The organism is Arthrobacter sp. B2a2-09, assembly GCF_027587375.1.
In the GTDB taxonomy this organism is placed as follows: domain Bacteria; phylum Actinomycetota; class Actinomycetes; order Actinomycetales; family Micrococcaceae; genus Arthrobacter.
Genome location: NZ_JAMXIC010000001.1, coordinates 115,503 through 139,957 on the forward strand (window position 1 = coordinate 115,503; position 24,455 = coordinate 139,957).

Below are 24,455 nucleotides of genomic sequence, written 5' to 3' on the forward strand. Positions count from 1 at the left end.
CTGATGGTCTTGTCACTAGGGGACCGCATAGAATTCCTCAAGGACCCTGCGCAACCCCGTCGTTCCATGGCACCCCTTTTCGACAGCATGCGGTTCCGGTGGCCAGAGGCCTAAGTGGGGCGCAGACCAGGAGAGAAATAACCATGGATACCACCCACGAACAGCCCCTCACCCTTGTCAATGCCCTCATCTTCGACGGCTCCTCGCCTGACCTCACCGAAGGATCCATCGTCTTCCGCGGCGGTCGGGTCGCTGAGATGGGGGATGTTGCCGAGCAGGGCCAGGTGGTTGATGCCGGGGGCAGGGTGGTGGTGCCTGGTCTGATCGACGCCCACTTCCATGCCTACGCTGTGGGGTTGGGTGGATTTGAGGTGGAGCGCTGCCCGCTGAGCTATGCGGCGTTGGTGGGGGCCAAACGGTTGGGGGCGGCGCTGCGGCGCGGGTTCACCACCGTCCGTGACGTGGCCGGTGGCGACATCGGGCTGGCACGCGCCATCGACGCCGGACTCTTCGCTGCGCCGCGCTATTTCTTCACCGGGCCAGCCTTCAGCCAGACCGGTGGCCACGGGGATCCCCGTTCGGCCGACGTTGACATCTGCTTCAGCCATGGCCACATGTGTGCCGTGGTGGACGGAACTGACAACCTCCGGCGGGCCGTGCGGGAACGGTTCCGCACTGGCAGCCACGCCATCAAGATCATGGCCTCCGGCGGGGTGGTGTCCCTGACGGATCCGATCCGACTTCCGCAGTATTCCGCGGAGGAGATTCGTGCGGTGGTGGACGAAGCCACTCGCAGGGGTAGCTACGTGGCGGCGCACGCCTATTCGCCGGAGGCCATCGTGCATTCGGTGGAGAACGGTGTTCGCTCCATTGAGCATGGGAACCTGCTGGACCGTCCGACGGCGGCGCTGATGGCCGAGCGCGGGGCATTCCTGGTGCCCACGCTGGCAGCCTACGACGCGATGGACCGGCGCGGCGAGGACCTGGGGCTGAATCCGATCTCGCAGGCCAAGAATGCCGAGGTGCTCTCCGCCGGTAAAGAGGCGATCGTGCTGGCGCTGCAGGCGGGCGTCAATGTGGGCTTTGGTTCGGACCTGATGGGTGATCTGGAGGATGACCAGCTGGCGGGCGTGCGCCTGCAAATCGAGGCCGCCGGTGTGCTGGAGACACTGCGGTCGATGACGGCCGTCAATAGCGAGCTCCTGCAGAACCCTGATATTGGGCGGCTCGGGACGGGCTCCGTGGGCGACGCGGTGCTCCTGGACGGCAATCCCTTTGAGGACCCGTCGGTGCTGTGGGACGAGGCGCGGCCCCGTACGGTCATCCAGCACGGGCGCACCGTGGCCTGAGCCGACCGGCGGCTGCACCACCCCTGGAAAGCCATGCTTGTGATCCAGCTCATGTCCTGCTAAATTGAACGTTCATACACACCATTCCCTCTGAAAAGCGTTTTAGAAGTGGAAGAAATTTGAACGTTCATATTGCAAGCCCGAACCTGAAGATGAACACCTATCTCCGGCAGTTCGCTGAACCCCAGGGGTATTTGGACTTTGCCCGCTTTGGACCGGTGTCGGCGGCCGTCTCCGGCCGGATGGCTGAATCGGCCCGAACCGTCCATACACAGAGCGCCGGCGGACTGCAGCAGCTGGAAGCCCTTCACGGACAGGCCCGTGGAGCGGTTGCCCGGCTGCTGGAGGCGGCCGAATCCGAGGTGGCGTTCGTCAGTTCCACAAGCCATGGGTTGTTCGCGGCGGCACAGGCGCTCAGCCACCGCGCCGGCGTGGTGCTGGTGCCGCGGTCGGATTTCCCGTCCAACATCTATCCCTGGCTGCGGGCGGCCGAGCGAGGCGGTCCGCAGGTCCGGTGGATTGATGGTCCGGTGACAGCAGACACGATCCGCCCCCTGCTGGACGGGCAAGTCACCGCTGTGGCGGTTAGCGCCGTCGATTCCTTCACTGGTGTGCTCGCGCCGCTGGCGACGATCAAGGAACTGATCGGCCCCGGGAGGGTTTTGGTGGTCGACGCAGTGCAGGCCCTGGGTGCTGTCGAGTTCGACGTGGAAGCGGCCGATGTGCTGGCCTCCGGTGGGCAGAAATGGCTCCGGGCCGGCTGGGGGGCCGCGGCCTTGCTGGTCAGGGACCGGGTGTCCGGGATGCTTGCGCCCGGGCTGGGCGGCTGGTCCGGTGTGCAGGATCCCCTCGACGGTCAACCGCACCCGCATCCGCCGCTTCCCGGCGCCGCTGCGCATACGTTGACCAACCCGGATCCGGCGGCGGTGGCTGCCTATGGCGTCGCCGCCGATCTCGTCCTGCAGATGGGCATCCGGCGGATCCAAAGTCGGATCACCGATACCCTGGCGGCGCTCCTGGACACGGCCGCGGCGCACAGGGCACATGTCCGGGACCCGCGGCCCGGCGGCGGCATCGGCTCCTTCAGTATCCCCGGGGCAAACCCCGCCGGCCTGCACCAATCCCTTGAGCATGCTGGTCTGACCACCACTATCCGTGATGGATGGATCCGACTGTCGCCGCATGCCTCCACCGATCCCCAGATTGTCCATGTATTGGCCAGAGTCCTGGCCAACCAGTCCCAGCCATCCTGACCACCAGGCGGGCCGCCGCCCGATGTGCGGCACAACCACCACCCATAAGGAGATATTCATGGAACACTTTTCCCGCCGCGGCATGCTCCGATTGACAGGGGCGGGGCTGCTTACCTTCGCAGCTGCCGGATCATTGGCCGCTTGTGGGTCCACCGCTGTCGGCTCCACCGGTGGCGACGGCGCCACCGGCAAAATCACCGTGTGGAGTTGGACCAGTGCCGCCGCGGCCCTGCGCGGCGTCGTCCCCGACTTCGAGAAGAACAACCCGGGCATCACCGTCGACGTCCAGGACATCGGCAACCCCGCCATCTGGGACAAGATCACCGTGGGAATGGCCGCAGGCGGGCAGGGGCTGGCCGATGTCCTGCACATTGGTTGCGACTACCTTCCCGGGTACATGGAAAAATTCCCGGGCGGGCTGGCCGACCTGGCCAAGTACGGCGCCAACGACCACAAAGCTGACTTTGTCCAGGGCCTCTGGCCCACCGTAACGGGCAAAGACGGCGGGATCTATGCCCTGCCGTGGGAGGTCAACCCGCTGGGCTTCTTCTACCGCCAGGACTTCTTCAAGAAAGCTGGCATCGACCCGACGGCCTTCAAGACCTGGGACGACGTCATTGCCGCTGGTCCGGACTTCAAGGCGGCCAACCCCGACGCCTCCATGATCGCCATCGACAAGCCCGCCTCGGGTTCACCGGACCTCGACTTCTTCCAGTCGCTGCTTCAGCTGCAGGGCGCGTTCTACTTCACCCTTGATGGCCAGATCACCCTGGGCTCCGATAAGGCCATCGCCGCCATGACCATCATTAAGAAGCTCAACGACGCCGGGTTGGTGGGGGATGCGGCCGGTGAGCACGGCTGGAGCCGGCTGGTCGGAGCCAACAAAGTGGGCATTGCCCCGTACCCGGCGTGGGCGGCAGACTACTTGGCCACTAAGTTCCCGGACCAAACGGGCAAGTGGCGTCTGGCCCAGCCGCCGGCCGTCACCGCGGGCGGCAAGCGGGCCGCCATCGTCAACTCGACCAACCTGGCGATTGCGGGGTCCAGCCCCAACAAGATGGCAGCATGGAAGTTCATCCAGTACGCACTGACCACCCCGGCCGCCATGAACACGATGTTCAAATCAGGTGGTGTCTTCCCGGCCCTGACTTCCGCCTACACCGACCCGGTGTTCAGCCAGCCCGAGACGTTCTACGGCGGCCAGGAAGTGCTCAAGACGTTCACCGGACTGCTTGCGGAGGGCGCCGACGCCACCAACTACTCCGGCGACTACGCCCGCGCACTCAAACTGGTCAGCGACGCCCAGGTCAAGGTCTTCCTCAAGAACGGCGACCCGGCAACGGTCTTGAAGGACGCTGCAGCACAGCTCGCCCAGCAGACCGGTCGGAAGATCGCATGACATTAACGGAGACCAGGCCCGCTCCAGCACTCGCCCCGAGGAGGGCCCGCCCGAAGAAGCGCACCGCGCGCTGGCTGGTGCCGTACCTGTTCCTTCTGCCGGCCCTGTTGACGTTTGCGATCTTCAAGGCTTACCCGATCGTCGCGTCCATGTGGATCAGCCTGACCTCCGGGGCGGGAGCGGCACGGCATTTCGCGGGCCTGGACAACTACCAGCGGTTGCTGGCGGATCCATTGTTCTGGACGTCGCTGCGGAACACCGGGGAAATCCTGGTGATCCAGGTACCGGTCATGCTCGGGCTGGCGATCCTCATGGCGTTGGGCATCAACTCGATCTATGTGCGGCTCCGGGTTGTCTGGCGGTTGGGTGTGTTCATGCCGTCCGTGACAGGTCTGGTGGCCACCGGCATCATCTTCTCCTTCCTTCTCAACAAGGACCAAGGTGCATTGAATTGGCTCCTGTCGCTGGTGGGGCTTCCGGGAGTCGACTGGCTGGGAGACCCGGTGTGGGCACGCATGGCCATAGTCCTGGTGCTGACGTGGCATTACACGGGCTACTATGCGGTCATTTACCTGGCGGGCTTGCAAGGCGTGCCGAAGGAACTCTATGAAGCCGCCATGACGGATGGTGCGGGGCCGATCCGCAGATTTGTCTCGGTCACCATTCCGCATCTTCGCCCGATCCTGCTGTTCACAGTGGTGCTGTCAACGATCGGCACCCTGCAGCTATTCGACGAGCCATTCGTGCTCACTCGCGGTGGCCCGGACAACGCCACCATGACAGTGTCGATGTACCTCTATGCCAATGGCTTCAGCTACTTCGACTTCGGCTACGCCTCCGCGATTGCCTATGCGCTGACCATCATTGTGGTGATTCTTGGTGCGCTCCAAATGAAGTTCATGGGAGAGAAAAATGAAGAATAAGGCCTTCCCGAGGATTAAGGGTCTCCCGCTGACATTGCTGTTGGCGGCCGTGACAGGACTGTCCATCGGCCCGTTCTACTGGCTGATCGTGATGTCCACGCAGAACAGCAACGACATCTTTGCCTGGCCACCGAAGCTGCTTCCGGGCGCAAACCTGGTGGCGAACCTGATGGTGCTAGACGAAAAGATCGGGTTGCTCCGGGTGGTTGGCAACTCCTTGCTGATCGCTGGTTCCCAAACATTGGGGGCTCTCATCGTGAGCCTGCTGGCTGGATACGCGTTCGCGAAGTTCTCTTTCCGCGGACGGACCGTCCTTTTCGTGCTCCTGCTCTCCACCATGGTGGTGCCGGACCAGGTGATGCTGGTGCCGCTGTTCGAAATGATGATGAAATTCGGCCTGATGGACAGCTACCCTTCGGTGATCCTGCCGGGGCTGTGCGTCCCCTTCGGCATCTTCCTCATGCGCCAGGCATTGGGCAGCATGCCCAATGAACTGCTCGACGCGGCCAGGGTGGACGGCGCGGGGGAGCTGCGCGTGCTGTGGAGCATCGTTGTCCCGGTCATGCGGCCGGTCATGGCGGCACTCTCCGTGTTCCTGTTCCTGGGCGCGTGGAACCAGTTCGTTTGGCCGCTCATCACCCTGCGGAGCCCGGCAATGCAGACCCTTCCGGTGGCCTTGGCCTCCCTGCACGGCATGCAGGCCAACACCGACTACGGCGCCATCCTGATGGGGACTGCCGTTTCCACGGTGCCAATGATGATCCTCTTTGTAGTGCTTCAACGACAGTTCATTTCCGGCCTGCTGGCCGGCGCAACCAAAGGATAGACACATGATTACACTGTGGGAACCACATGCCCCCCAGGCCGCTGCGCTGCCTGAATCGATAGAGCTCGACGGACTCGCCCTGAACGTCTACGGCGGCGCTGCGTCCAGCCGCCGGGTCGCCCTTGGCGTCATGGAAATCGACGTCACCGGTGACGCCGATGTGCGCCTGGAATGGCGCCTGCCGTGCACAGAGGCCGCGGCCTACTGGACCCCTGGCGGTTCCAGCTCGCGCTGGCTGCCGGCGGCATGGGCCAAACCCCAGTCCAGCACCCTCGCCAACGGATCCACCGTAGGCTCGCTCATCGGCTCCGGGGACAAGGCCATCTGCACCTTCGCCGCGGCCCAGACCATCGCCTTGGCCAGCGCGGGCGTCGCCGAGGAATCGGGGGAATTCCGGGTCTGGGTCCAGGCACGGGGCCGGCTGACGGTCCGGATCGACTTATCTGCCCGGCACTACGCCCAGACTCTGGCCGACGTCGCCTCATGGTGGTCCGGCGGAGGTGCCCAGCATGTTCCCGATGCTGCACGGATGCCTGCCTACTCCACCTGGTACTCGATGCACCAAAACATCAGCCCGGCCGCTGTGGAAACGCAATCCGCATTGGCCAAAGACCTCGGGTGCGATGTCATCATTGTCGACGACGGCTGGATGACGGCGGACCGGACGCGCGGATACGGGCACTGCGGCGACTGGGAGCCGCTGTCGTTGCCGGAGACGGGAAAGCACGTCCAGCGGGTCCACGACCAGGGCATGGCCTACGTGCTCTGGTATGCACTGCCGTTCATTGGCTGGGACAGTGCAGTGTGGGACCGGTTCAAGCCCTACGCGCTGCGCAATTTGGAACACATGCAGGCCATTGTGGTGGACCCCCGGTACCCGGCAGTGAGGGACTACCTGGTGGGCCGGCTCGTCCGCGCCGTCGAGGAATGGGGCATGGACGGACTCAAGATCGATTTTGTGGACTGGTTCGCAGCGCCCGATGCCCCCGCGCCGGGACCCGAGGCCGATTGCGAGGAGGTCGCCGACGGCGTCGAGCGCCTGCTGGCCGCCATCCACGGCCGCATCACCGCTGCCAACCCGGAGGCCATGGTGGAACATCGCCAGCCCTATGTGAGCCATGGACTGTGGCCGTACGCCTCCATGATCCGTGCCACCGATTGTCCGCTGAGCCCCGCTGAAAACCGCCAGCGCACCGTCGATCTGCGGTTGACTTCCGGGCCGCTGGCCGTCCATGCGGACATGCTGATGTGGCATCCGAGCGAAACGCCGGAGCAGGTCGGTGTGCATTTGATCAATGTGCTCTTCTCGGTGCCGCAGATTTCGGTGGACCTGACCACACAGACGCCGGAGCAGCTCGAAGCGCTCAGGTTCTGGCTGGGCCAGTTCCGCAGCAACCGAGATGTCCTTCAATTGGGCCGGTTCCAACCTGCCCGGCCCGAGTTGGGTTATCCGCTGGTGCGGGTCAGCGGCGCGGACACAGTTGTTGTCGCCAGATATGCTCCGCTGCCCGTCGAGGTGCCGGCTACGGGATGGACACATTTCCTCGTGGCCAACGCCGACCACGACACCCGTGTGCTGCTGATCGGGGACTTCCGGGGGGAGCTTCACGCCACCGTGCAGGACGCGCGGGGGCGGACGGTGTCCCGCGGGATGGTATCTTTCGAGCGGAGCATCACGGAGGTCTGCGTGCCCACGGGCGGACTGCTGACCTTGGCCAATCGGACATCTGAGGGTGAATGACAGTTAGAAACAGCCGGGGACGCTCCGGCAGCGGGGTCACCATCGAGGATGTGGCCCGCGTTGCCGGAGTTTCCCGGCAGACCGTTTCCAATGCGCTCAATGCGCCGCACAGGGTGCGCGAGGAAACCCTGAAAAGGGTCACGGCCGTCATTGAGGGCCTCGGCTACCAGCCGGACCAGTCAGCGCGCAGTCTTAAGACCGGACTGCGCTACACTATCGGTTACCTGGCGCCCGACGATGATCCATTCAACCCGAATCCGGTGATGGGTGGTTTCCTGACCGCGCTGTGCGATGCCGCGGCGGCGGTGGGCTACAGGGTGCTCCTATTCCGGCCCCAGTCGGCCGTATCGGATCCGCGCAAAGCCTTCGACGACCTGATTGCAGCCCGGCAGGTGGACGGATTCGTCCTCTCCGACGTCCTCCTCGACGATCCGCGGGTGGACCACCTCAGCGAACTTGGGTTTCCGTTTGTCGCCTTTGGCCAGACGGGCCCAGGCCGGCCGCAGGATTGGGTTGACGCGGACAATGCACAGGGAATGTACGACGTTGCTGCTTTGCTGGCGGCCCGGGGCCACCGTAGGGTCGGGTACATCGGATCGTCCACAGGCGTGCCCTGGATGAGCAACCGCTACAAAGGATTCCGCCGCGGGGCCGGCCAATTCGGGTTGGAAGTCGCCACCGTATTTGAACCATCGGAGTCCGGGGAATTCCGCGAAGAACTCACGGCGGCCGTCCGAGGTCTGCTGCAGTCTGCGGAACGTCCAAGTGCATTGGTCGCGGCCGCCGATTTGCTGGCCCTGGCAGCCTATGACGCAGTTCGCGGCGAGGGCCTCAGCGTTGGCGTGGACATCGCCGTCGTCGGGTTCAACGACCTGCCGCTGTGCGGGCTCTTGTCACCGCGGCTGACTTCCGTCCGGATGCCGCTGCGGAGCATCGCCAGCGAATTGATGGCCCGGCTACTGGCTCAGGTGCAGAGTGGGGAGCCTGCCGGGGCAGGCTCCTTACTGCCTCCGGAGATCATCATCCGCGACAGCATCTAACCGGGACGGGCACATGGTGGGCGGCCTGGGGTCCCAAGGGTAGTGGGTTCTTCGCGGCGAAGCATCTCCTTTCTGGCCAGCGCGGTCTGAGCCGTGATGTCGGGCTTCTCGCCTCCGCCCTGGCGCGCCCCGCAACGACGGTCATGGGCGTCGAAGCCTATCCTCAACTGGCACTGAAGGCGGCAGCACTACTCGAGTCCCTGGCTAGGTTTCATCCGCTCATCGACCGCAACAAAGGCACCGCCTGGACGCTGATGGTCCTGCTGCTGTGGATCGACGGGGTGTGCACAATGTGCACAGCCTGCCCGTCGGCCTAGGGCGTACGTAGGCCGGACTGGCCCGGACTCGGCATGTTTTCTGGACTTCCCTGTGTTTTAAAGGGTTCGAATGCGGTTCGGGTCCCACCTCGGGCACAGCGTTTCCGCAGCTCAGGGGTCTTTGGGCCTCGACCTGTGCACAAAACGCGCCAAGGTGTTGATACTGACTCCGTTTGGCGCGGCGATTTGGCTCGGCTTTACGGGTCCATGGCGTGTGGGTTGCCCTTGTTGTTGACCATCGGGGGACCTCGCCTCCCGGGGTCGGTGGTCCGGTTTTCTGCCTTATGTCTATTCATCGCGGGAATCGTGGCTTCCAACATGACGTAGGGAAAGCTTTCGTGGGCATCTTCCCGCAGCGACCTCTACAAGAGCCTGCCCGGGCCACTTTCTGACTGTTTGGTACCGTCTCAAGCTAACCATTTGCGCCTGCAGGTGACGGACTCCCATAGGAACCGGCTTTGGCGTTTGATCCCCTTAATCTGCATTGCGACCCTCTGTCGGAACCGCCGAAGCTCGACGGTCACATTCCATCGAGACTTGACTTGTGGTCTGTGCCACTCTAGGTTCAAGTTGTACACCTGACCATACAACTGAGAAATTGAGGGCCATGCCGATGCTTTCTCAAGCGGCCCCGGACACGAACCGTGTCGGGGCGGATGCGCTGCAACAGCGCAGTTACAAGATCGTCCGGCTCAAGCACCCCGGGCGGTGGCTGTCCGGCGTGGCAGTGGTGATTCTGCTCGCACTTCTGGTCAAGGCATTTGCGGACGGCAAGATCCAGTGGGATGTGGTGGGAAAGTTCCTGACCGCTGAAGTGATTCTGCGCGGCTTTGCCAACACCCTCCTCATTTCCTTCTTCGCCATGATCCTTGGCGCCGGGCTGGGCACATTGTTCGCCGTGATGCGCCTGTCGCAAAATCCGGTGACCCGGTTTGTCGCCTGGCTGTACGTTTGGATCTTCCGGGGGACTCCGGTGCTTTTGCAGCTGCTGATCTGGTTCAACATCGCGCTGGTCTTTCCCACCATCACCATTCCGGGGCTGTTCGAGGCCAGGACGGTGGACGTGGTAACGCCATTTGTGGCTGCACTGCTTGGGTTGGGCATCAACGAAGGCGCCTACATGACGGAGGTGGTCCGCGGCGGCATCAGCTCCGTCGACCATGGCCAGACCGAGGCCGCCAAGACCATCGGCATGTCGCGATTTCAGACACTGTGGCGGATCATCCTGCCCCAAACAATGCGCCTGATCATTCCGCCGATGGGGAACTCGGCCATCGGAATGCTCAAGTTCTCCTCCCTGGCCACCGCCATTTCATTCACGGAAATGCTCAATGCCGCCCAGCAGGTTTATTTCGTCAACGGCGCTGTCATCGAACTGCTCCTGGTCTGTGCCGTCTGGTACCTGCTGGGCACCACTGTGTTGAACATTGTCCAGTTCTACATCGAGCGGTATTACGGCCGTGGCGTGGCGGGTGTTGCAAGCCGTCCACCTTTCCGATTCAGCTTTGGCCTGTCCCGCACGGCACCGCGGCCGGCCAACGAGGAGCGGTCATGACGACAGTCGTCAAAGCCATCAACGTCCACAAGAGCTTCAATGGGCAAGCGGTATTGAACGGCGTTGACTTGGACGTCAGCGACGGAGAGGTCCTGTGCATTTTGGGACCCTCGGGCGGCGGCAAGAGCACGCTGCTGCGCTGCCTGAACCATCTGGAGACCCTCGACGACGGCGTGGTCTGGATTGATGGTTCGATCATTGGCTATGAACTGCGCGCCGGCGGTGTGCTGCGGGAACTCCCACCCCGCAAGGTCCGCCACCAGCAGCGGGAAATTGGCATGGTCTTCCAACATTTCAATCTCTTTCCCCACATGACGGCACTGCAGAACGTGATCGAGGGCCCGGTGAAGGTGCGCAAGGAGCCGCGGGCAGCGGCCACGGCCCGGGGCAAGGAACTGCTGGCGGCCGTCGGACTGGGCGACCGAGGCGGAGCCTATCCCTCGCAGCTCTCCGGCGGGCAGAAGCAGCGGGTGGCCATTGCCCGGGCCCTGGCCATGAATCCCAAAGTGATGCTCTTTGACGAGCCCACCTCCGCGCTAGACCCGGAACTGGTGGGCGAAGTCTTGGACGTGATGCGCAAGCTCGCCGCCTCGGGCACCACGATGGTCGTGGTCACCCACGAAATCGCCTTCGCCCGGGACGTGGCGGACCGTGTGGCGATCATGGTCGACGGGACCATCCGCGAGATTGGGCCACCCTCAGACGTGCTGGCCAATCCCCAAGACCCGCGTGTGCGCAACTTCCTCGCGCGTGTTCTGAACTAACCCACCATCGCTTCTCTCATCGAAATCACTGCACCTTAGAAAAGGAATCAACAATGACGATGCTTTCTTGGACCACAAAGACGGCAAACCGGACCGCAGGCCCGGCCATTCTGGCCCTGGCCGTCACTCTGGCACTGACCGGCTGCGGTGGGAACACCCACGCCTCGGCCCCGAGCCAGGCCGGCGCTACCAGCACCGCCAGCCAGGAATTGCGGGCCATGTTGCCGGCCAAGATCCGCGATGCCGGCACGCTCAACATTGCCATCAGCCTGGCCTACCCGCCGATGGAATACTCCGACGCCGGTTCTTCGGAGCTCAAGGGAGCAGACATCGACATGGCCAAGGAGGTAGCGTCACGGCTTGGGCTTAAGCCCAACTTCCAGAATGTCGATTTCTCCCAGCTAATCGTCTCAGTGACCACCGGCCGGGCAGACCTCATCTGGACGGCCTTCTCGGACCTGCAGAAGCGCCAGGGCCAGCTCGACTTTGTCGACTACTTTAGGACCGGCAACCAGTTCTTTGCACCGGTCCAGAACCAGAAGGATATCAAGACCCTTGCGGACCTGTGCGGGCGCACGGTGACGGTCTCCACCGGAACCAGCTGGGTGGCATCCACCGAGGAACTGAGCAAGTCGACCTGCCCGGCCGATAACCCCATCAAGATCCTCCAGATCCCCACCCAGGCCGAGGAGATCCTGCAGATGCAGCAGGACCGCGCGCAGGCGTCGCTCATTGGCTTCGAGGGCATACTTGACCTGCAGAAGCAGCAGCCCAACAAGTTCTATACGATCGGCAACCTATTGGAGCCGGGCAACTACGGCATCGCCGTCGCCAAGGGCTCCACCGCGCTTCACGACACGATCAAGGCCACTATGGCGGCCATGAAGGCCGATGGGACCTATGGCAAGATTCTGGACCAGTATGGACTCAAGGCTGGCGCGCTGGAGACTATTACCGCCAACGACGGCAAGTAAAGAAACAGGCGAGGGGGACAAGTACGCATGACAGCTGAGTTTGCGCTCGATCCAAAGGATCCGGCACCGCTTTATGCCCAGCTCTACCGGGACCTGCGGCAGCGGATTCTTGACGGAGGATACGCGGAAGGAGAGGCCATCCCCTCGGAGACGGTGCTGCGGGATTTGCACGGCATCACCCGCAGCACTGTCAGGCATGCAGTGTCCCTGCTGGTCTCCGAGGGGCTGGTCCGCCAGATCAGGGGCAAGGGGACAATTGTTTCCTACACGCCCATCAACCACAGCATCTGGAACTTCGGCGGCTTCACGGACTTCACCCGAAGCCTTAACGAGAAGCCCGTCACCGAGATCCTCACCCAGGAGATCCAGGAAGGCCCCTCGGGGCCCCAGCTAAGGCTTGTCCGTGCGCGTGGCGTGGCCACAGACCAGCACCCCACGTTCCTGAACCTTGACACGTCAGTGTTAGATCTTCGCCGGTTTCCTGGTCTGGAGGCCTTCAGTTTCGACAGGCTGTCCTTATACCAGGTGCTGCGTGAGCACTACGGTGTGGCTCCGGTCCGCTCCGAACTCACGCTGTCCGTGGCGCTGCCGTCCGAGCTGACCCGGAAAGTGTTCGGCCAGCTTCCCGACGTCCCGGGGTTCATCTGCGCCAGCGGCGACGTATACAGCAGCGACGATGAACTGGTCGAGCACACCTCGGTGGTGTATTCGCCGGTGCTGGAAATGCGAGTCGGCACGTCCTGGAACGGAACCACCCCAGCGCAGGCCAAACCGCGGCGGTCGGTTTAGGCCTTCCATTTCCGGCAACTGCCGGGACACCCAATATTGAGTTAGGACATTCCCTTGAACATCGGAGACAGCCGGTTTACCCGGACCTTCAACCAACCCAAGCCCATTCTTGGCATGCTCCACCTCGCGGGGGAGTCCGCCGCGGAACGGCTCGACAATGCCCAAGGGGAACTGGAGATCCTCCGCAGCCGGGGAATGGACGGCGTCGTTGTGGAGAACTACTTCGGCGACAAGACCGATGTCCGCAACGTTCTGGAATGGTTGGAGGGCAAGCACCCCGACCTGCTGGTGGGCGTGAACGTTCTGCATGACCACCGGCTCGCCTTCGAGCTGGCCCGCCAATTCCGCGTCGACTTCATCCAGATGGACTCGGTGGCAGGGCACCTGTTGCCGGACGCCGATGCGGACTTCGCGGTGGAGCTGGCCGAACTCCGCGGGCAGGTCTCCTCGGTGTTGTTTGGCGGCGTGCGGTTCAAGTACCAGCCGGTCAATTCCGGCCGCACGGAGGCCGAGGATCTGGTGAGTGGCATGGATCGTTGCGATGCGTTCGTCATCACCGGCGACGCCACGGGCCAGGAGACCGATGTGTCAAAGGTGCAGCGCTTCCGCTCCGTGGTCGGCGATTCCTTCCCGCTGATCATTGGCGCGGGATTGACTGCTGCCAATGTCCAGGAACAGCTGGAGGCGGCCGATGGCGCGATCGTGGGCAGCTTCCTAAAGGACACCCACGTGGACACCGGTCGGATCTTCGGCCCCCACGTGGAGGAACTAGTGGCGCAGGTCCTGGCAGTGCGCACGGCCAACTCTGGCGTATATGGGCGGGCCGTACGGTGAGGGTGCTAGCAACTGAGGTGCGGGCGGAGGATTTCGCACCCTTCGGGCGGGTCCACGCCATGGCCCCGGCCATCCAGCCCGAGGACCCGGCGGCGCGCCTGGTGGTCTCCGCCGGCGATGGCTGGTCCGATGCCTACACCGCCAACCCGCTCATCAGCACCAATGGGAGCCTCGGGATGACCCTTGGTGCTGGTTTGCCGTTTGCCACGAGTCAGATGGAACGCCACCTGGCCACCGAGGAGGCGTTGTTCACCGCAGGTTCGGCCGTCGTGCTCGCTGTCGCGCCGCCCAACGAGGGGAGGTACCCCGAGGCGCATGCGGTGCGGGCCTTCATCATCAAGCCAGGCACCGCCGTCGTGCTGCACCAGGGCACCTGGCATGACGCCTGCCACGGGCTGGACGGGGAAGCCCACTACTACTGGATGGCAACCTGCGGCGGCGACGGCGGGCCGACCTGGACCGATGTCAGCGGCGGGCCGGTTCACATCTCGGTCGATGCAAGCAACACAGGGGCCGAGAATGGATAACGCGACACGGCGTCCGACGGCATTCTTCATCGGCGATGTTGCACTGGATGTGTATTACACGGCGGAGCGCTGGCCGGGCCTGGCCGACAAGGCATCCTTCCAGGAAACCGGCGGCTATGTGGGCGGCAGCATTGCCAACGCGGCGGCAGTCCACGCGGGGCTGGGCGGGTCCACGGAGTTCGTTTCACTGCTGAACCACGGAGCCCTGACCGAACGGCTGCTTGAGGACCTGGGTAACCACGGGCTGAAGACCATGCACATGCTCTACCACCCGGAGGTTCCAGACCCCCGCAACATGATCTTCCTCGTCGGCGGCGAGCATGTGGTCCTGTACGCTGAGGCGGGAAATCTACCCATGGCTGTCCCGGCTGCAATGATGGTGGCCCTGCGCTCACCGGGCCACCTGTACACGACGCTATCCCGGGCCAAGCGCCTGCGGGCGGCCAGCAACGACGGCGGGGAGCTAGCCGCGGACGAGGTGCTGGCAGATCTGCGCAGCCACGGCCGCAGGCTGGTGTTTGACCTCGATGTGGACGGTTTTATTGCCGAGGAGGTGGCGTATCTACGCGGATCGGAGGTCATCATTATGAACGAGATCGGCTTTGGGCTTTCCTTTGGCGGACAGGATCTGGCCGCCGTCAATGACTGGATGCGCAGCAACGAGGTCCGGACCATCATCCGCACACTGGCGGCGGCAGGAGCGGAAATCTACGACGGCGCCGGTGTCCAGACGGTCACTGGCTACACCGTACCTGTGGTCGACGTGACCGGAGCGGGGGACACGTTTGGTGGAGCCTTGGTCTTTGCGCTAGCGGAATCTACAGATCTGCGCTCGGCCGTGGAGTTTGCCGTAGCCGCAGCATCCCGAGCCGTAACCATTGAGGGCCCGCGGGGAGGGGTTGCCTCTAGTAAGCAGATCGAGGAGTTCCGGCGATCCCAGGCGGTGCCTTTGGCCGTGCCCTAGGGAGGGTGCCGACCGGACGTCGATGGCCTCGATCGCCGGCCGGTGCGCAATAGGAAGGGTGCGCACAATGTGCACACCCCTTTGCCGCCGGGATGGCGAGAAGACCTCGGTCAGAGGGCCCGGACGGCGCGCGGGCCCGCGCGCTCGTTCCTCGCTTAGACGCCCGCTTCGGGATGCCACGTAAAGGTTCCCGCAACAGTGCAGGAGGTGGTAGCGGGTGTCACAATCGGATGTACGCCCACCCTTCCCACTGGCGCGTCGCGAGATGGGCTATTGCCGCCGGCACGGATCCGACCCCTGCGAGGAGCTGCCCCGGTGTCAGGTCCGCGGAACGCAGGCTATTCCGGCACGCAAGGATCCGGATGCCTTGACCGATTGCTTCACCGATGGGCTTCCCCAACGTTGAACCTGTGACCAGCAGACCCACTCCCGGGCCCTGAACAACAACCTCAACGGTGACACCCGGAGCGAGGGCTGCCACTGCGTTTGCGGCACTGCGCAGGGTTGCAGCGAGCCTGGCGCTCTCGGCCGGTCCCGCGCTGTGGACCAGAACACCCCGCGGGGTATCGGCCTCCGGGGTATCGTTTGAAAATTCGGTGTCCGGCATGAGGGCTCCTTCAACATCGGCGGGCCAACCTTTGGCCCGGGGAAGACGTGGGGTGAATATCGCGCCGAGTCTGCGGCCGGCGTAGTGCGGCAACCTCCGCGACGATGGCGACTGTGTGTTGAGACGCGAGTCCTCCAAGTCTTGCCCCGGCCGGCCGGGTGTTGGTCGTGAGGTCTAGTTTTGGGATGTTCTCGGGCTGCGAACGAGCCGCACGAGCTCTGCTTCCGGGCCTGATAGTTGACGGGGGCCGTTCCATACCGCACGCAGCGCCCGGTGCAGGACAAGATCTTGGACCGGGATGATCTTTAGTTCTCCGGTCCTTACTTGGTCTGCCACTGCGAGGGTGCTCATCACTGAAGGGCCCATGCCGGCCAAAACGCTTGTACGGATGGCGGCCGCGCTGCCCAGTTCGAGCAAGGGAGCCGCGCGCGGGTACTCGGCCAATGCAAGGTCAAGCGTGATCCGGGTGCCTGACCCCGGTTCGCGGACGATCAATGATGTTGATGCTAGTTCGGCAGCGGAGATGGGCTCCCGCCGCCGGGTCCACGGGTGTTTAGGGTGAACGACAACGACGAGTTCGTCGCGGGCCACCGTGAGGCTATGCAGGGTCCGGGGGATGGTCGGAGATTCCACGAAGCCTATATCGCAGGCTCCGCTGGTCACATCCTCGAAAACCTGCGCGGAATTATGGACTAGAAGGTGTATTCGCGCTTCGGGGTGCAGCATTCCAAAGGTGCCAAGCCAACTGGGTACCAGGTGCTCGGCGACAGTCATGCTGGCAGCTACCGTAAGTGCGGTCCGCCTCTCGGCGCGCAGGGAATCGGTAGCCTGCAGCATCTGCCGCGCTTCGGCGAGGATCCTTCGCGCCCAGTGGGCCACGACCGTGCCTTGGGGGGTAAGCGTGGAACCTGCTGGACTGCGCTGCAGTAACGTCATGCCCAGCTGGCGCTCCAGCACCCTGATCGATCGGCTCGCGTTGGGTTGAGCCAGGCCCGCCCGTCGACTGGCAGCGCTAAGGCTTCCGTAATCGTCCACTCCAACTACTAGCTCCAGTACGGTCAGATCCGGCCACTTTGCCATGCGCTAAGCATATAACGATGCGAAGCGTGTTGCGATTTTGATATATCCCCATGCCAAGAAGACGGCTATCCCGGGACCATATCTCTGGCGAGAATTGGGAGATGAGCAGCCAGGAGATCCAGCCAGAGCCTGGCCCATGCCGGCTCCGGAAGGAACGCAGACAAGCATGAGACAAGACGTTGCCGCACCCGCAAAAGACGGACGGCAGGATACGCTGCTTCCCCGGGGCTTGCGGAGCAAGCGGTTGCCCGGACTGGCGGCGGCAGCGGCCGCGGTCGCCGTTGCCTGGCTGATCCATTTGACCGTCCCGGTGATGCCTTTCCTGACGGCGTCAGTCATGCTGGGAATTCTTTCTGCGAATCTCCCCGGGATCAGTACCGCCGTGGAAGGAGTCCTGCAGCCCGGGCTGGTGCTTTCCGCCAAGCGGTTCATGCGGCTGGGAATCGTTCTGCTGGGTCTCAAACTCAGCCTGATCGATGTGGCTGCGCTGGGCTGGAAGACGCTGGCGATCGTGGTTGGCATTGTCCTGCTGACCTTTATGGGAACGCTGGTCCTGGGCAGGGCACTGAAACTTCCGGGCGATCAGCCCCTGCTTCTTGCCACAGGATTTTCCATTTGCGGCGCGTCCGCCATTGGGGCCATGAGCGGGGTCACCAAAACGGATCACCGCGACACTGTTGTTCCAATCGCCCTTGTGACCCTGTGCGGAACGCTGGCGATCGCGGCCCTTCCCGCGCTCAAGGGACCCCTTGGCCTGGACGCTGTTCAGTTCGGATACTGGGTGGGAGCCAGTGTCCACGATGTGGGGCAGGTTGTGGCAACGGCGCAGACGGCGGGCGCTGCTTCCCTTGCCGGGGCGCTCATCATCAAGCTCACCCGTGTGCTGATGCTTGCGCCGATGGTCGCCGGAGCCGCGCTGGTGGAACGCTTCCGCCGCCGACGGACGGACAACGGCGCTGAGAATACCGGCATCAAGCTTCCTCCGCTGATCCCGCTCTTCGTGGCCGGGTTCATGGCGATGATCGTTTTGCGGACGCTGGGGATCCTGCCACCCGTTGTCCTCGAAGTTGCCGGCACGGTCCAGGACCTGCTGCTTGCCGCAGCGCTGTGCGGGCTTGGGGCGTCAGTGCAGGTCCGGTCTCTGCTCCAAACCAGTGGCAGGGCCATCATCGCAGCGATGCTCTCCTGGGGTCTCATCGCAGCTCTGGCATTTGTCGGTGTGCACTTCATCTAGGAACGTATCCTTAGCACCACCATGGAACTCATGACGGACACGACGACTGAAATGTGTGCTTTACGGTGTCTGCATTGACCCTGCTGGGGTCCCTCTGACGAGGTCTCTGCGTTTCAGGCAGGGACCTCACGGGCGGCAGGTCGATGGCCCGCTGGTCGCCATTAAATCTGCCAGGTGCTGGCCGGTAGATCTGCCCGCTAAATGGTTCGGCAGGGTTGGCCATCGCAGTTCCGATGACCCTCTTCCCGTCTAAGCTCCGGGAGTATCATGCGAGGGACGGCACCCAATGAGGCCGCCAGCCCAAGTTTCCGATTCGAAGAACGGTGGTGATGTCGTGTCCTGGACACAGGTATCGAATGTGGCTCAGCTCAACGAGGCGCTGGCGGAGGGGGCCAAGGAAATCGAGGTATCCGGAACACTGAAGGGGATGCCCTCGGTGACCTTGCCTCCCGGAGTGGCGCTGCGCGGCGGCGAGTTCGTCTTCGGGGCCAAAGGCCTGCGGCTGACGCGGGATAACTCGGTCGAAAACATCACTGTGCGAACCCCGGCGCATGAGCTCGCCATCTACAACGACCCCTCGGTGGAGGACCTGGGCACGCTTCGACTGAAGAACGTGACCAGCTACGGGCAGGTCTATCTCAGCGCGGAAGGCAGCATCCGGGCCGGTCGGATCGAGGCCGACGGCGTGCACGTCGCGGAGGCGGACACGCGCGGTCGGGCGGACCGACCCACCGGGTTCGGGGTCGAGGCGATGCAGGGCGCCTTCACCCTTTGGAACCGGCAGCCGGAAACCGCCGTCGTGCTCACCGCACGGCTGGAGAACATCTCCGCCGGCAGCGCGCAGAAGCCCGTGCGCGGCAGCGGCGTGTTCGTCGGCGGCCACGGCGATGCGGCCGGCAAGGCCGACGGCGGCGCCGTCGCCGTCGAAGTGCTCTCCACCGGGGACGTCTTCTCCGACGGCGGCATCGCCCCTGGTACACCGGATCTGATCAGCGGCGGTGTCTTCATCATCAGCGGCGCGAATGCCGCGGACGTGGTGAACCTGGGCACCACCACCACGTTCGGCCAGAACGACATGGTCCTGGACAACTGGGGCGCCGTGGAGAACTGGACGGCCAAGGCCAAGGTCACCTCGCACGGTCCCAGCGGCATCGGTTTCGTCAACTTCGGCGACATCGGCGTGCTCACCGTGGAGGCCCCCATTGAAACCACCGGACTGGGTGCCCGCGGATTCAACGTCTACGATGGCACCTTGCGCGAAGCCGTGTTCGACTCGATCACCACGCACGGGGACGGGTCCGTGGGCGTGCAGGTCAGCCGCGACTTGCCCAAACTGACCATCAAGGGCAGCCTGACCACTTCCGGCGGCACCGGTGAAAGTCTGGTCAAGGGCGTCCTGATGCCGTTGGCGGCCATCGCCCTCAGCGTGAAGCCCGGCGGGCACATCGGCTCCGTGGACATCGGGATGGACATCTCCACCGACGGCGACGGCCTGGCCACCGTGGACCTGGAAGGTCCCGTCGGCAGGCTGGATGTCGGTGGGAAGATCATCGCCAACGGCGCCGGCGCATCGGCTGTGCGGATTGCGGGCGTGGAGGGTCCCAGCCTGGACGGCCTGATACTGGAAGCCACCAACGGCCAACCGCTGGCCCCCGGATAGACCCTGGAACTCAACGACCGCAGTCCGGCACCCTTCACGTGAAGAGTGCCGGACTCCGAGTGCTGCTCAGCAGGATCGATGGTGGTCTTGGCACACCTCCCCGTGACCACAGGTCGTCGAGCAGCCGCTGTACTTGCTCGGGCCGTTCGATGTTGGCGAAATGGCCGCAGTGCGGGATCGTCGACAGCCGGGCGTGGGGGACTATTTCGGCCAGCCGGGCAAGGTCGGATGGAGGCGTGAACACATCGCTGTCGCCGCGGATTGCCAGCACCGGGCAGAGGATGCCGCGCCACCGGCCGAAATCGTAGTGGGCGGCTGCCCTGGCGGCAGCGGAGAAGCTGGCCGGCCGGGCGTCATCGCCTAGATCGCGGAACACCGTCGGGGGAATGGCTGCCGGATCTGCGAAGAACGGGGACATCAGTGGTCCCATCAGGGGTGTGGCGGCGATGGCACGGACCAGTGCCGTCCCTGCCGGACCGAGGGCTGCCATGGAGCGCATGGCCAGCAGCATGCCGGCGAACGACGGGAATCTGTGAAGGCTGCGCAATGGCGTCCGTGCCGCCTCGGACACGCCGAATGTGGTGGCCGAAATGGCGGCTACGCTGGCGGTCTGTTCCGGCCATACCGCGGCCATGTGCAAGGCCAGGAAGCCTCCCATGGAGTGGCCCACCAGGTTCCAACGCCGGTAGCCGAGCGCGTCCAGTACCCCGGTGACAGTGCGTGCCATCGCGTCGACGCTGAAATGTTCCAGCCGGGCACCGTTCGTGGATTCGCCCCAGCCCGGCAGATCAAACAGGACCCGGTCATTGGCCGGTGCCCCGGAAAGCAGGGGCCGGAAGGTGGTCCAGGAACCTGCGGCGCCGTGGAGGTAGACATCCGGGATGCCGGACGTGGCACACGGTCCCCGGGCACCCTGCTGGACACGCACCGTGCAGGGACCCAGCTCCGTGGGAAAGACATGCCGCCGCAGCGTGGGGGCGCTTTTCTGCTGGACACTCATGGTCACCTTCGCTTTCGCTCTCTGAAACTAGTTCGTAGCCGCAGAGGTACCGGATGGGACTGCTGGTTCCGGCGTCGATGGTGAATGCGTTTGGAAGACGGACTTGCCAAGGAAATGTCCACTCGCTCGCATTTTCACTTGCACCCGATGGTGTCTGTTCAGGGCGTGAGGGGGCCTTGCAGAACGCGGAGCGCAAGGGCTTTGTCGCCTTCGATGATCGCTGTTTCTGAGAGATTGGAGCGGCCCCAGAGACCCAGGTACATCCCGCGCAGCGGCGAGGTGATCGAGGCTTCGGGGGCCCCTTGGCCGAGTTTCCAACTGTGCGCCCCTGGTACCTGGAAGGTCACCGACCCCTCTAGCTGCGGCATCCGTTCCAGCCGAAGCTGGCGCGGTGTGAACATTGTCAGGATCTCGTCGATTCCGTCGAGCATGAAATCTGCTGCGAAGGAGGGGACCGCCAACTCTGATGCTTGGCACGCGTCGATGAGGTGAACGGCGTGTTCATGTGCCTGGCGCCGACGCCAAAACCCGGCTTTGCGCGGGGGAGGGCCAAAGTTCCAGCACGGCCTTTCGGGATCGAGCGCCGCCATTGTCCCGAGAAAGGCGTCCACCCCTTCGAGGAACCACGTTACGGCGCCGGTGGTCGGTGGCGCCGGTTCCTCGATGAACTCTCCCGCAAGAACTATTTCCGCTGCCCAACGTTCGATTGAACCCAGATGCCCGAAGAGATCCTCGAGCGTCCAGCCAGGACAGGCCGGAACGCGGCGAGCTAGTACTTCCTCGGACTGGCGCGCAAGGATGCTAAGCCGGTCGAGGCTGCTGGCCAGCTCGGTAAGGTAGCGATCGGGCGACATATGCTGAGCATAACGGGCCGTACCCTGGCAGCCGTCGCCAAAACTGGAGGAGGGCATCCCGTGGCTTCCGGGGGCGAAAATCCGGGACGATTCAAGCGGTTGAGGTGCTTGTTGACGAGGCTTCCTGCTCGGACCTACCATGGCGTTGCTGGCCTGTGAAGCTCTTTGTCATAGGCGGAGGGGAGCTGAAGATGGCGGCTCCGGTGATCACCGATTTCGGCGCGGTCCCCATTGCGGTGAGTCCCCGTCACGGGTGCGGGGGCGCCCCACGATCGCGCTTCTGACTGCTTGGTCGTCGGTCTTCTTGGGAAGAATGCAGGAGCCGGTGCGCCGCTCAAAGAGCCGGCATCCGGAAAAGGATGGAGCAGCCCCGATGAGCGCTGAGCAGGCTTCGGGACGGGAACGTCCAGTGTCGATGATGCGTACGCTGGTGCGCGGTCTGGCTTGGGATGTGGGGTTACCGCTGGCCGCCTACTATGTCCTGCACTTGGCCGGTGCCACGGACTGGGCCGCACTGCTGGCGGCGACCGGAGCCGCCGGCTGCCGGCTGTTGTGGACGGCGTTGAAGCGACATTCCCTGAACCCGTTTGCGATGCTGATGGTCATCATCTTCGGACTCGGCCTGGGTTTGTCTTTCCTCACCGGTGACCCGCGGTTTCTGCTGCTCAAGGACTCGGCTATCACCGGAGGCCTGGGTATTTCGTTCCTCGTTTTTGCCGCCCTGGGACATCCCCTGACTTTGGACGCAGCCAAGACGTGGAGGCCGGAGCGCGCCGCGGAAATGGACCGGGATTTCCACAGCAACCCGGCGGCGCACCGCTGGCACCTGAAGATTTCCGCCGTTTGGGGTGTGGGATTGATTGCTGAAGCCAGCACGCGGGCCGTCCTGGTCTATCTGCTGCCTATTGATGTCATGGTGGGGGTTTCTGCCGCCCTGGCAGTGATCGTTTTCGCCGCCCTCATCGCCTGGACTGTCTGGGACCGGAAACGACGGCAAGCGGCGTGGTCTTCCTGACGCGGGTCCGGCCTTGTTGAGACCGGACGACGTGCGCAAGATCCCCTGAGTCAGGGCAATCGGATTGGAAGTTCCCAGGAACGTCTTCCTTCAGGTGCGAAACAGCGGCACCATGAATGAAAGCAGAACCCGTCCAACGATGGAAGGGAGAGGCGCCGTGGATGAGCAGAGATCCCGCCGACATCCGAGATTCCCGGCGTGGGAAGTCGGACCGGTGGCGGTCGGACTGGGCCTGGTCGCCCACCTGGTCTCGGGCGGCGTGTCTCCCGGGGTTCCGTTGCTGTTTGCGCTGACCGCTCTGTTGAGTATGTGCGCTTCGCTGCTCGCCCGGATAAACCTACCGAATTGGCTACTGCTCGTTCTCTGCGGCGTGGCCCAGCAGGTTCTGCATCTGGCCTTCGACCGGCTCTCCGGGAGCTTCTCGGTTGTCGCGCCTGCCCAACATCAGCATGGAGCGTCGGGATTGCAGGCTGGCCAGCTGGCCGCGACGCCCTTCGTGGCGTCCGGGCACTCACCGGATTTGATGCTGGATATGCACGTCGCCGCAGCCTTGCTGACAGCGCTGCTCGTCGCCCGGGCGGACATATCGGTCACGCGGGCGTTGGCCCTGCTCCATGGCACGACTTCGGGAGGTCCACACAAAGCCCATTCGGGCACTCCGTAGCCATTCCCCGCCGCGACGGCGGAAGGACCTGGATTGGACCAGTTTGGAGGCCAGATGGCTCACCCTGGATGGCCCCGGCTTCGGGCCGATGATTGGACCCCGACCCGGGAGACCGTGCACATGTGGACCCAGATCATCGGAAAAATCCGCATGGCGCACGCACCAATGCTGAACCATTGGTGGCAGGTGACGCTGTACGTCACCCCGCGCGGACTGACGACATCAATGATCCCGTACGGCCGCGGTGCCTACGATATCGAATTCGATTTCCTTGAACACCGGCTGCACATACGCTCCAGCAACGGAACTTCAGCATTCGTCGTTCTCGGAGCCAAGTCGGTGGCCGAATTCCATTCCGAGGTATTCGAGGCCCTGGGCCGGCTCGGTATCGAGGCGTCCATCCGCGGCATCCCGAACGAGGTGGACCCGGCCATACCCTTCGCCGAGGACCATCAGCATGCCTCCTACGATCCGGAGGCTATCGCGTTGTTCTGGCAGCAATTGGTCCAGTCGGACCGGGTCCTGAATGAATTCAGATCGCGCTTCAGGGGCAAGGCCAGTCCCGTCCACTTCTTCTGGGGAGGCATGGACCTGGCCTACGCCCGCTTCTCCGGACGGGAGGCGCCCACCCACCCCGGAGGAGTCCCGAACTGCGCCGACTGGGTGATGGTGGAGGGTTACTCCCACGAGCTAAGCAGCTGCGGGTTTTGGCCCGGGGGAGGGGACGAAGGAGCCTTCTATTCCTATTCCTATCCTGAGCCCTCCGGCTACGCCGAATATGTGAACGACGCCGACGGTGCCGCCTACAACAATGACGGCAGGCTGTACCTCCTCCCGTACGAGAACGTCCGCACGGCGTCGGACCCCGACCGGATGCTGTTGCGGTTCCTGCAATCCACCTATGAGGCGGCCGCGAAAACGGGACACTGGGACCGCGCCGCTCTGGAGGCGGATCCGGCCCGTTGGCGACGCGGGCGACAAGGCCAACAGTCGGGACCAGGGGACGGTTCGCCGTTCGGCCGACGCTCCCTCCGCGCGGAATAGCCGGGGCGTAAAGTAGTGGGTGGTCTAAAGGCACTCCAATAC

General features: G+C 63.9%; 24 protein-coding genes. 20 read left to right on the plus strand and 4 right to left on the minus strand.

Annotated elements, in window-relative coordinates:
• Positions 1–143: 143 nt before the first annotated feature.
• From NFJ07_RS00535 to NFJ07_RS00605, 15 genes are all read left to right on the plus strand, one after another.
• On the plus strand, positions 144–1,349 hold the full coding sequence (locus NFJ07_RS00535; RefSeq protein ID WP_269991725.1) for a metal-dependent hydrolase family protein: 1,206 nt from the start codon (positions 144–146) through the stop codon (positions 1,347–1,349).
• A 119-nt stretch (positions 1,350–1,468) separates the two neighbouring features.
• On the plus strand, positions 1,469–2,602 hold the full coding sequence (locus NFJ07_RS00540) for an aminotransferase class V-fold PLP-dependent enzyme (protein ID WP_269991727.1): 1,134 nt from the start codon (positions 1,469–1,471) through the stop codon (positions 2,600–2,602).
• A gap of 58 nt (positions 2,603–2,660) precedes the next feature.
• Positions 2,661–4,001, plus strand: a complete 1,341-nt coding sequence (locus NFJ07_RS00545; protein ID WP_269991729.1) for an ABC transporter substrate-binding protein — start codon at positions 2,661–2,663, stop codon at positions 3,999–4,001.
• Positions 3,998–4,924, plus strand: coding sequence for a carbohydrate ABC transporter permease (locus tag NFJ07_RS00550; protein ID WP_269991731.1), 927 nt, complete (start codon positions 3,998–4,000; stop codon positions 4,922–4,924). The genes NFJ07_RS00545 and NFJ07_RS00550 overlap by 4 nt, the downstream gene beginning before the upstream one ends.
• Entirely contained in the window at positions 4,914–5,750 is an 837-nt protein-coding gene (locus NFJ07_RS00555) for a carbohydrate ABC transporter permease (protein ID WP_269991732.1), read from the plus strand. The genes NFJ07_RS00550 and NFJ07_RS00555 overlap by 11 nt, the downstream gene beginning before the upstream one ends.
• 4 nt (positions 5,751–5,754) lie before the next feature.
• Positions 5,755–7,491, plus strand: coding sequence for a glycoside hydrolase family 36 protein (locus NFJ07_RS00560; protein WP_269991733.1), 1,737 nt, complete (start codon positions 5,755–5,757; stop codon positions 7,489–7,491).
• Positions 7,488–8,531 carry a LacI family DNA-binding transcriptional regulator gene (locus tag NFJ07_RS00565; protein ID WP_269991734.1) on the plus strand — a complete coding sequence of 348 codons (1,044 nt, stop codon included), beginning with the start codon at positions 7,488–7,490 and terminating at the stop codon, positions 8,529–8,531. Before NFJ07_RS00560 ends, NFJ07_RS00565 begins: the two co-directional genes overlap by 4 nt.
• Positions 8,435–8,848, plus strand: a complete 414-nt coding sequence (locus tag NFJ07_RS25990; RefSeq protein ID WP_442865267.1) for a Fic family protein — start codon at positions 8,435–8,437, stop codon at positions 8,846–8,848. The genes NFJ07_RS00565 and NFJ07_RS25990 overlap by 97 nt, the downstream gene beginning before the upstream one ends.
• A 607-nt stretch (positions 8,849–9,455) precedes the next feature.
• Entirely contained in the window at positions 9,456–10,403 is a 948-nt protein-coding gene (locus NFJ07_RS00575; protein WP_269991736.1) for an amino acid ABC transporter permease, read from the plus strand.
• Complete coding sequence (locus NFJ07_RS00580; protein ID WP_269991737.1) at positions 10,400–11,167, plus strand: amino acid ABC transporter ATP-binding protein; 768 nt, start codon at positions 10,400–10,402, stop codon at positions 11,165–11,167. Before NFJ07_RS00575 ends, NFJ07_RS00580 begins: the two co-directional genes overlap by 4 nt.
• Before the next feature lie 53 nt (positions 11,168–11,220).
• On the plus strand, positions 11,221–12,141 hold the full coding sequence (locus NFJ07_RS00585; protein WP_269991739.1) for an ABC transporter substrate-binding protein: 921 nt from the start codon (positions 11,221–11,223) through the stop codon (positions 12,139–12,141).
• A gap of 27 nt (positions 12,142–12,168) precedes the next feature.
• Positions 12,169–12,930, plus strand: a complete 762-nt coding sequence (locus NFJ07_RS00590; protein ID WP_269991740.1) for a GntR family transcriptional regulator — start codon at positions 12,169–12,171, stop codon at positions 12,928–12,930.
• Between the two features lie 54 nt (positions 12,931–12,984).
• Positions 12,985–13,764, plus strand: coding sequence for a BtpA/SgcQ family protein (locus NFJ07_RS00595; protein ID WP_269991741.1), 780 nt, complete (start codon positions 12,985–12,987; stop codon positions 13,762–13,764).
• 2 nt (positions 13,765–13,766) lie between these two features.
• Positions 13,767–14,291, plus strand: coding sequence for an ureidoglycolate lyase (locus NFJ07_RS00600; protein WP_269991742.1), 525 nt, complete (start codon positions 13,767–13,769; stop codon positions 14,289–14,291).
• Positions 14,284–15,255, plus strand: coding sequence for a carbohydrate kinase family protein (locus NFJ07_RS00605; RefSeq protein WP_269991744.1), 972 nt, complete (start codon positions 14,284–14,286; stop codon positions 15,253–15,255). The genes NFJ07_RS00600 and NFJ07_RS00605 overlap by 8 nt, the downstream gene beginning before the upstream one ends.
• A gap of 220 nt (positions 15,256–15,475) precedes the next feature.
• Here NFJ07_RS00605 and NFJ07_RS00610 read toward each other — a convergent pair whose 3' ends face one another.
• Entirely contained in the window at positions 15,476–15,862 is a 387-nt protein-coding gene (locus NFJ07_RS00610; protein WP_269991746.1) for a DsrE family protein, read from the minus strand.
• Between the two features lie 174 nt (positions 15,863–16,036).
• Complete coding sequence (locus tag NFJ07_RS00615) at positions 16,037–16,942, minus strand: LysR family transcriptional regulator (RefSeq protein WP_269991747.1); 906 nt, start codon at positions 16,940–16,942, stop codon at positions 16,037–16,039.
• 166 nt (positions 16,943–17,108) lie between these two features.
• Between NFJ07_RS00615 and NFJ07_RS00620 the strand changes: the two genes are divergently transcribed.
• Positions 17,109–18,176 carry a YeiH family protein gene (locus tag NFJ07_RS00620; RefSeq protein WP_269991748.1) on the plus strand — a complete coding sequence of 356 codons (1,068 nt, stop codon included), beginning with the start codon at positions 17,109–17,111 and terminating at the stop codon, positions 18,174–18,176.
• A 358-nt stretch (positions 18,177–18,534) separates the two neighbouring features.
• Positions 18,535–19,836 (plus strand): hypothetical protein, encoded by a 1,302-nt coding sequence (locus NFJ07_RS00625; RefSeq protein ID WP_269991749.1) that lies wholly within the window; start codon positions 18,535–18,537, stop codon positions 19,834–19,836.
• Between the two features lie 34 nt (positions 19,837–19,870).
• On the opposite strand, the gene NFJ07_RS00630 is transcribed toward NFJ07_RS00625, so the two are convergent.
• Positions 19,871–20,836 carry an alpha/beta fold hydrolase gene (locus NFJ07_RS00630; RefSeq protein ID WP_269991750.1) on the minus strand — a complete coding sequence of 322 codons (966 nt, stop codon included), beginning with the start codon at positions 20,834–20,836 and terminating at the stop codon, positions 19,871–19,873.
• Positions 20,837–20,994: 158 nt separating this feature from the next.
• A complete protein-coding gene (locus tag NFJ07_RS00635) occupies positions 20,995–21,690 on the minus strand; it encodes a maleylpyruvate isomerase family mycothiol-dependent enzyme (protein WP_269991751.1) in 696 nt (231 codons plus the stop codon).
• Positions 21,691–22,063: 373 nt separating this feature from the next.
• Between NFJ07_RS00635 and NFJ07_RS00640 the strand changes: the two genes are divergently transcribed.
• From NFJ07_RS00640 to NFJ07_RS00650, 3 genes are all read left to right on the plus strand, one after another.
• Positions 22,064–22,705: a VC0807 family protein gene (locus NFJ07_RS00640; protein ID WP_269991752.1), complete on the plus strand. Its 642-nt coding sequence runs from the start codon at positions 22,064–22,066 to the stop codon at positions 22,703–22,705.
• Positions 22,706–22,862: 157 nt separating this feature from the next.
• Entirely contained in the window at positions 22,863–23,369 is a 507-nt protein-coding gene (locus NFJ07_RS00645; RefSeq protein WP_269991753.1) for a hypothetical protein, read from the plus strand.
• A 54-nt stretch (positions 23,370–23,423) separates the two neighbouring features.
• A complete protein-coding gene (locus NFJ07_RS00650; RefSeq protein WP_269991755.1) occupies positions 23,424–24,413 on the plus strand; it encodes a DUF5996 family protein in 990 nt (329 codons plus the stop codon).
• The last annotated feature ends 42 nt before the right edge of the window (positions 24,414–24,455 follow it).

Excerpts from the sequence above, each read along its gene's own strand:
- NFJ07_RS00575 (WP_269991736.1), top strand. The coding sequence starts at position 9,456 with ATGCCGATGCTTTCTCAAGCGGCCCCGGACACGAACCGTGTCGGGGCG.
- NFJ07_RS00650 (WP_269991755.1), top strand. The coding sequence starts at position 23,424 with ATGGCTCACCCTGGATGGCCCCGGCTTCGGGCCGATGATTGGACCCCG.
- NFJ07_RS00610 (WP_269991746.1), bottom strand. The coding sequence starts at position 15,862 with ATGCCGGACACCGAATTTTCAAACGATACCCCGGAGGCCGATACCCCG.
- NFJ07_RS00535 (WP_269991725.1), top strand. The coding sequence starts at position 144 with ATGGATACCACCCACGAACAGCCCCTCACCCTTGTCAATGCCCTCATC.
- NFJ07_RS00640 (WP_269991752.1), top strand. The coding sequence starts at position 22,064 with ATGAGCGCTGAGCAGGCTTCGGGACGGGAACGTCCAGTGTCGATGATG.
- NFJ07_RS00560 (WP_269991733.1), top strand. The coding sequence starts at position 5,755 with ATGATTACACTGTGGGAACCACATGCCCCCCAGGCCGCTGCGCTGCCT.
- NFJ07_RS00545 (WP_269991729.1), top strand. The coding sequence starts at position 2,661 with ATGGAACACTTTTCCCGCCGCGGCATGCTCCGATTGACAGGGGCGGGG.
- NFJ07_RS00555 (WP_269991732.1), top strand. The coding sequence starts at position 4,914 with ATGAAGAATAAGGCCTTCCCGAGGATTAAGGGTCTCCCGCTGACATTG.
- NFJ07_RS00630 (WP_269991750.1), bottom strand. The coding sequence starts at position 20,836 with ATGAGTGTCCAGCAGAAAAGCGCCCCCACGCTGCGGCGGCATGTCTTT.
- NFJ07_RS00635 (WP_269991751.1), bottom strand. The coding sequence starts at position 21,690 with ATGTCGCCCGATCGCTACCTTACCGAGCTGGCCAGCAGCCTCGACCGG.
- NFJ07_RS00590 (WP_269991740.1), top strand. The coding sequence starts at position 12,169 with ATGACAGCTGAGTTTGCGCTCGATCCAAAGGATCCGGCACCGCTTTAT.
- NFJ07_RS00565 (WP_269991734.1), top strand. The coding sequence starts at position 7,488 with ATGACAGTTAGAAACAGCCGGGGACGCTCCGGCAGCGGGGTCACCATC.
- NFJ07_RS00615 (WP_269991747.1), bottom strand. The coding sequence starts at position 16,942 with ATGGCAAAGTGGCCGGATCTGACCGTACTGGAGCTAGTAGTTGGAGTG.
- NFJ07_RS00620 (WP_269991748.1), top strand. The coding sequence starts at position 17,109 with ATGAGACAAGACGTTGCCGCACCCGCAAAAGACGGACGGCAGGATACG.
- NFJ07_RS00580 (WP_269991737.1), top strand. The coding sequence starts at position 10,400 with ATGACGACAGTCGTCAAAGCCATCAACGTCCACAAGAGCTTCAATGGG.
- NFJ07_RS00605 (WP_269991744.1), top strand. The coding sequence starts at position 14,284 with ATGGATAACGCGACACGGCGTCCGACGGCATTCTTCATCGGCGATGTT.
- NFJ07_RS00585 (WP_269991739.1), top strand. The coding sequence starts at position 11,221 with ATGACGATGCTTTCTTGGACCACAAAGACGGCAAACCGGACCGCAGGC.
- NFJ07_RS00550 (WP_269991731.1), top strand. The coding sequence starts at position 3,998 with ATGACATTAACGGAGACCAGGCCCGCTCCAGCACTCGCCCCGAGGAGG.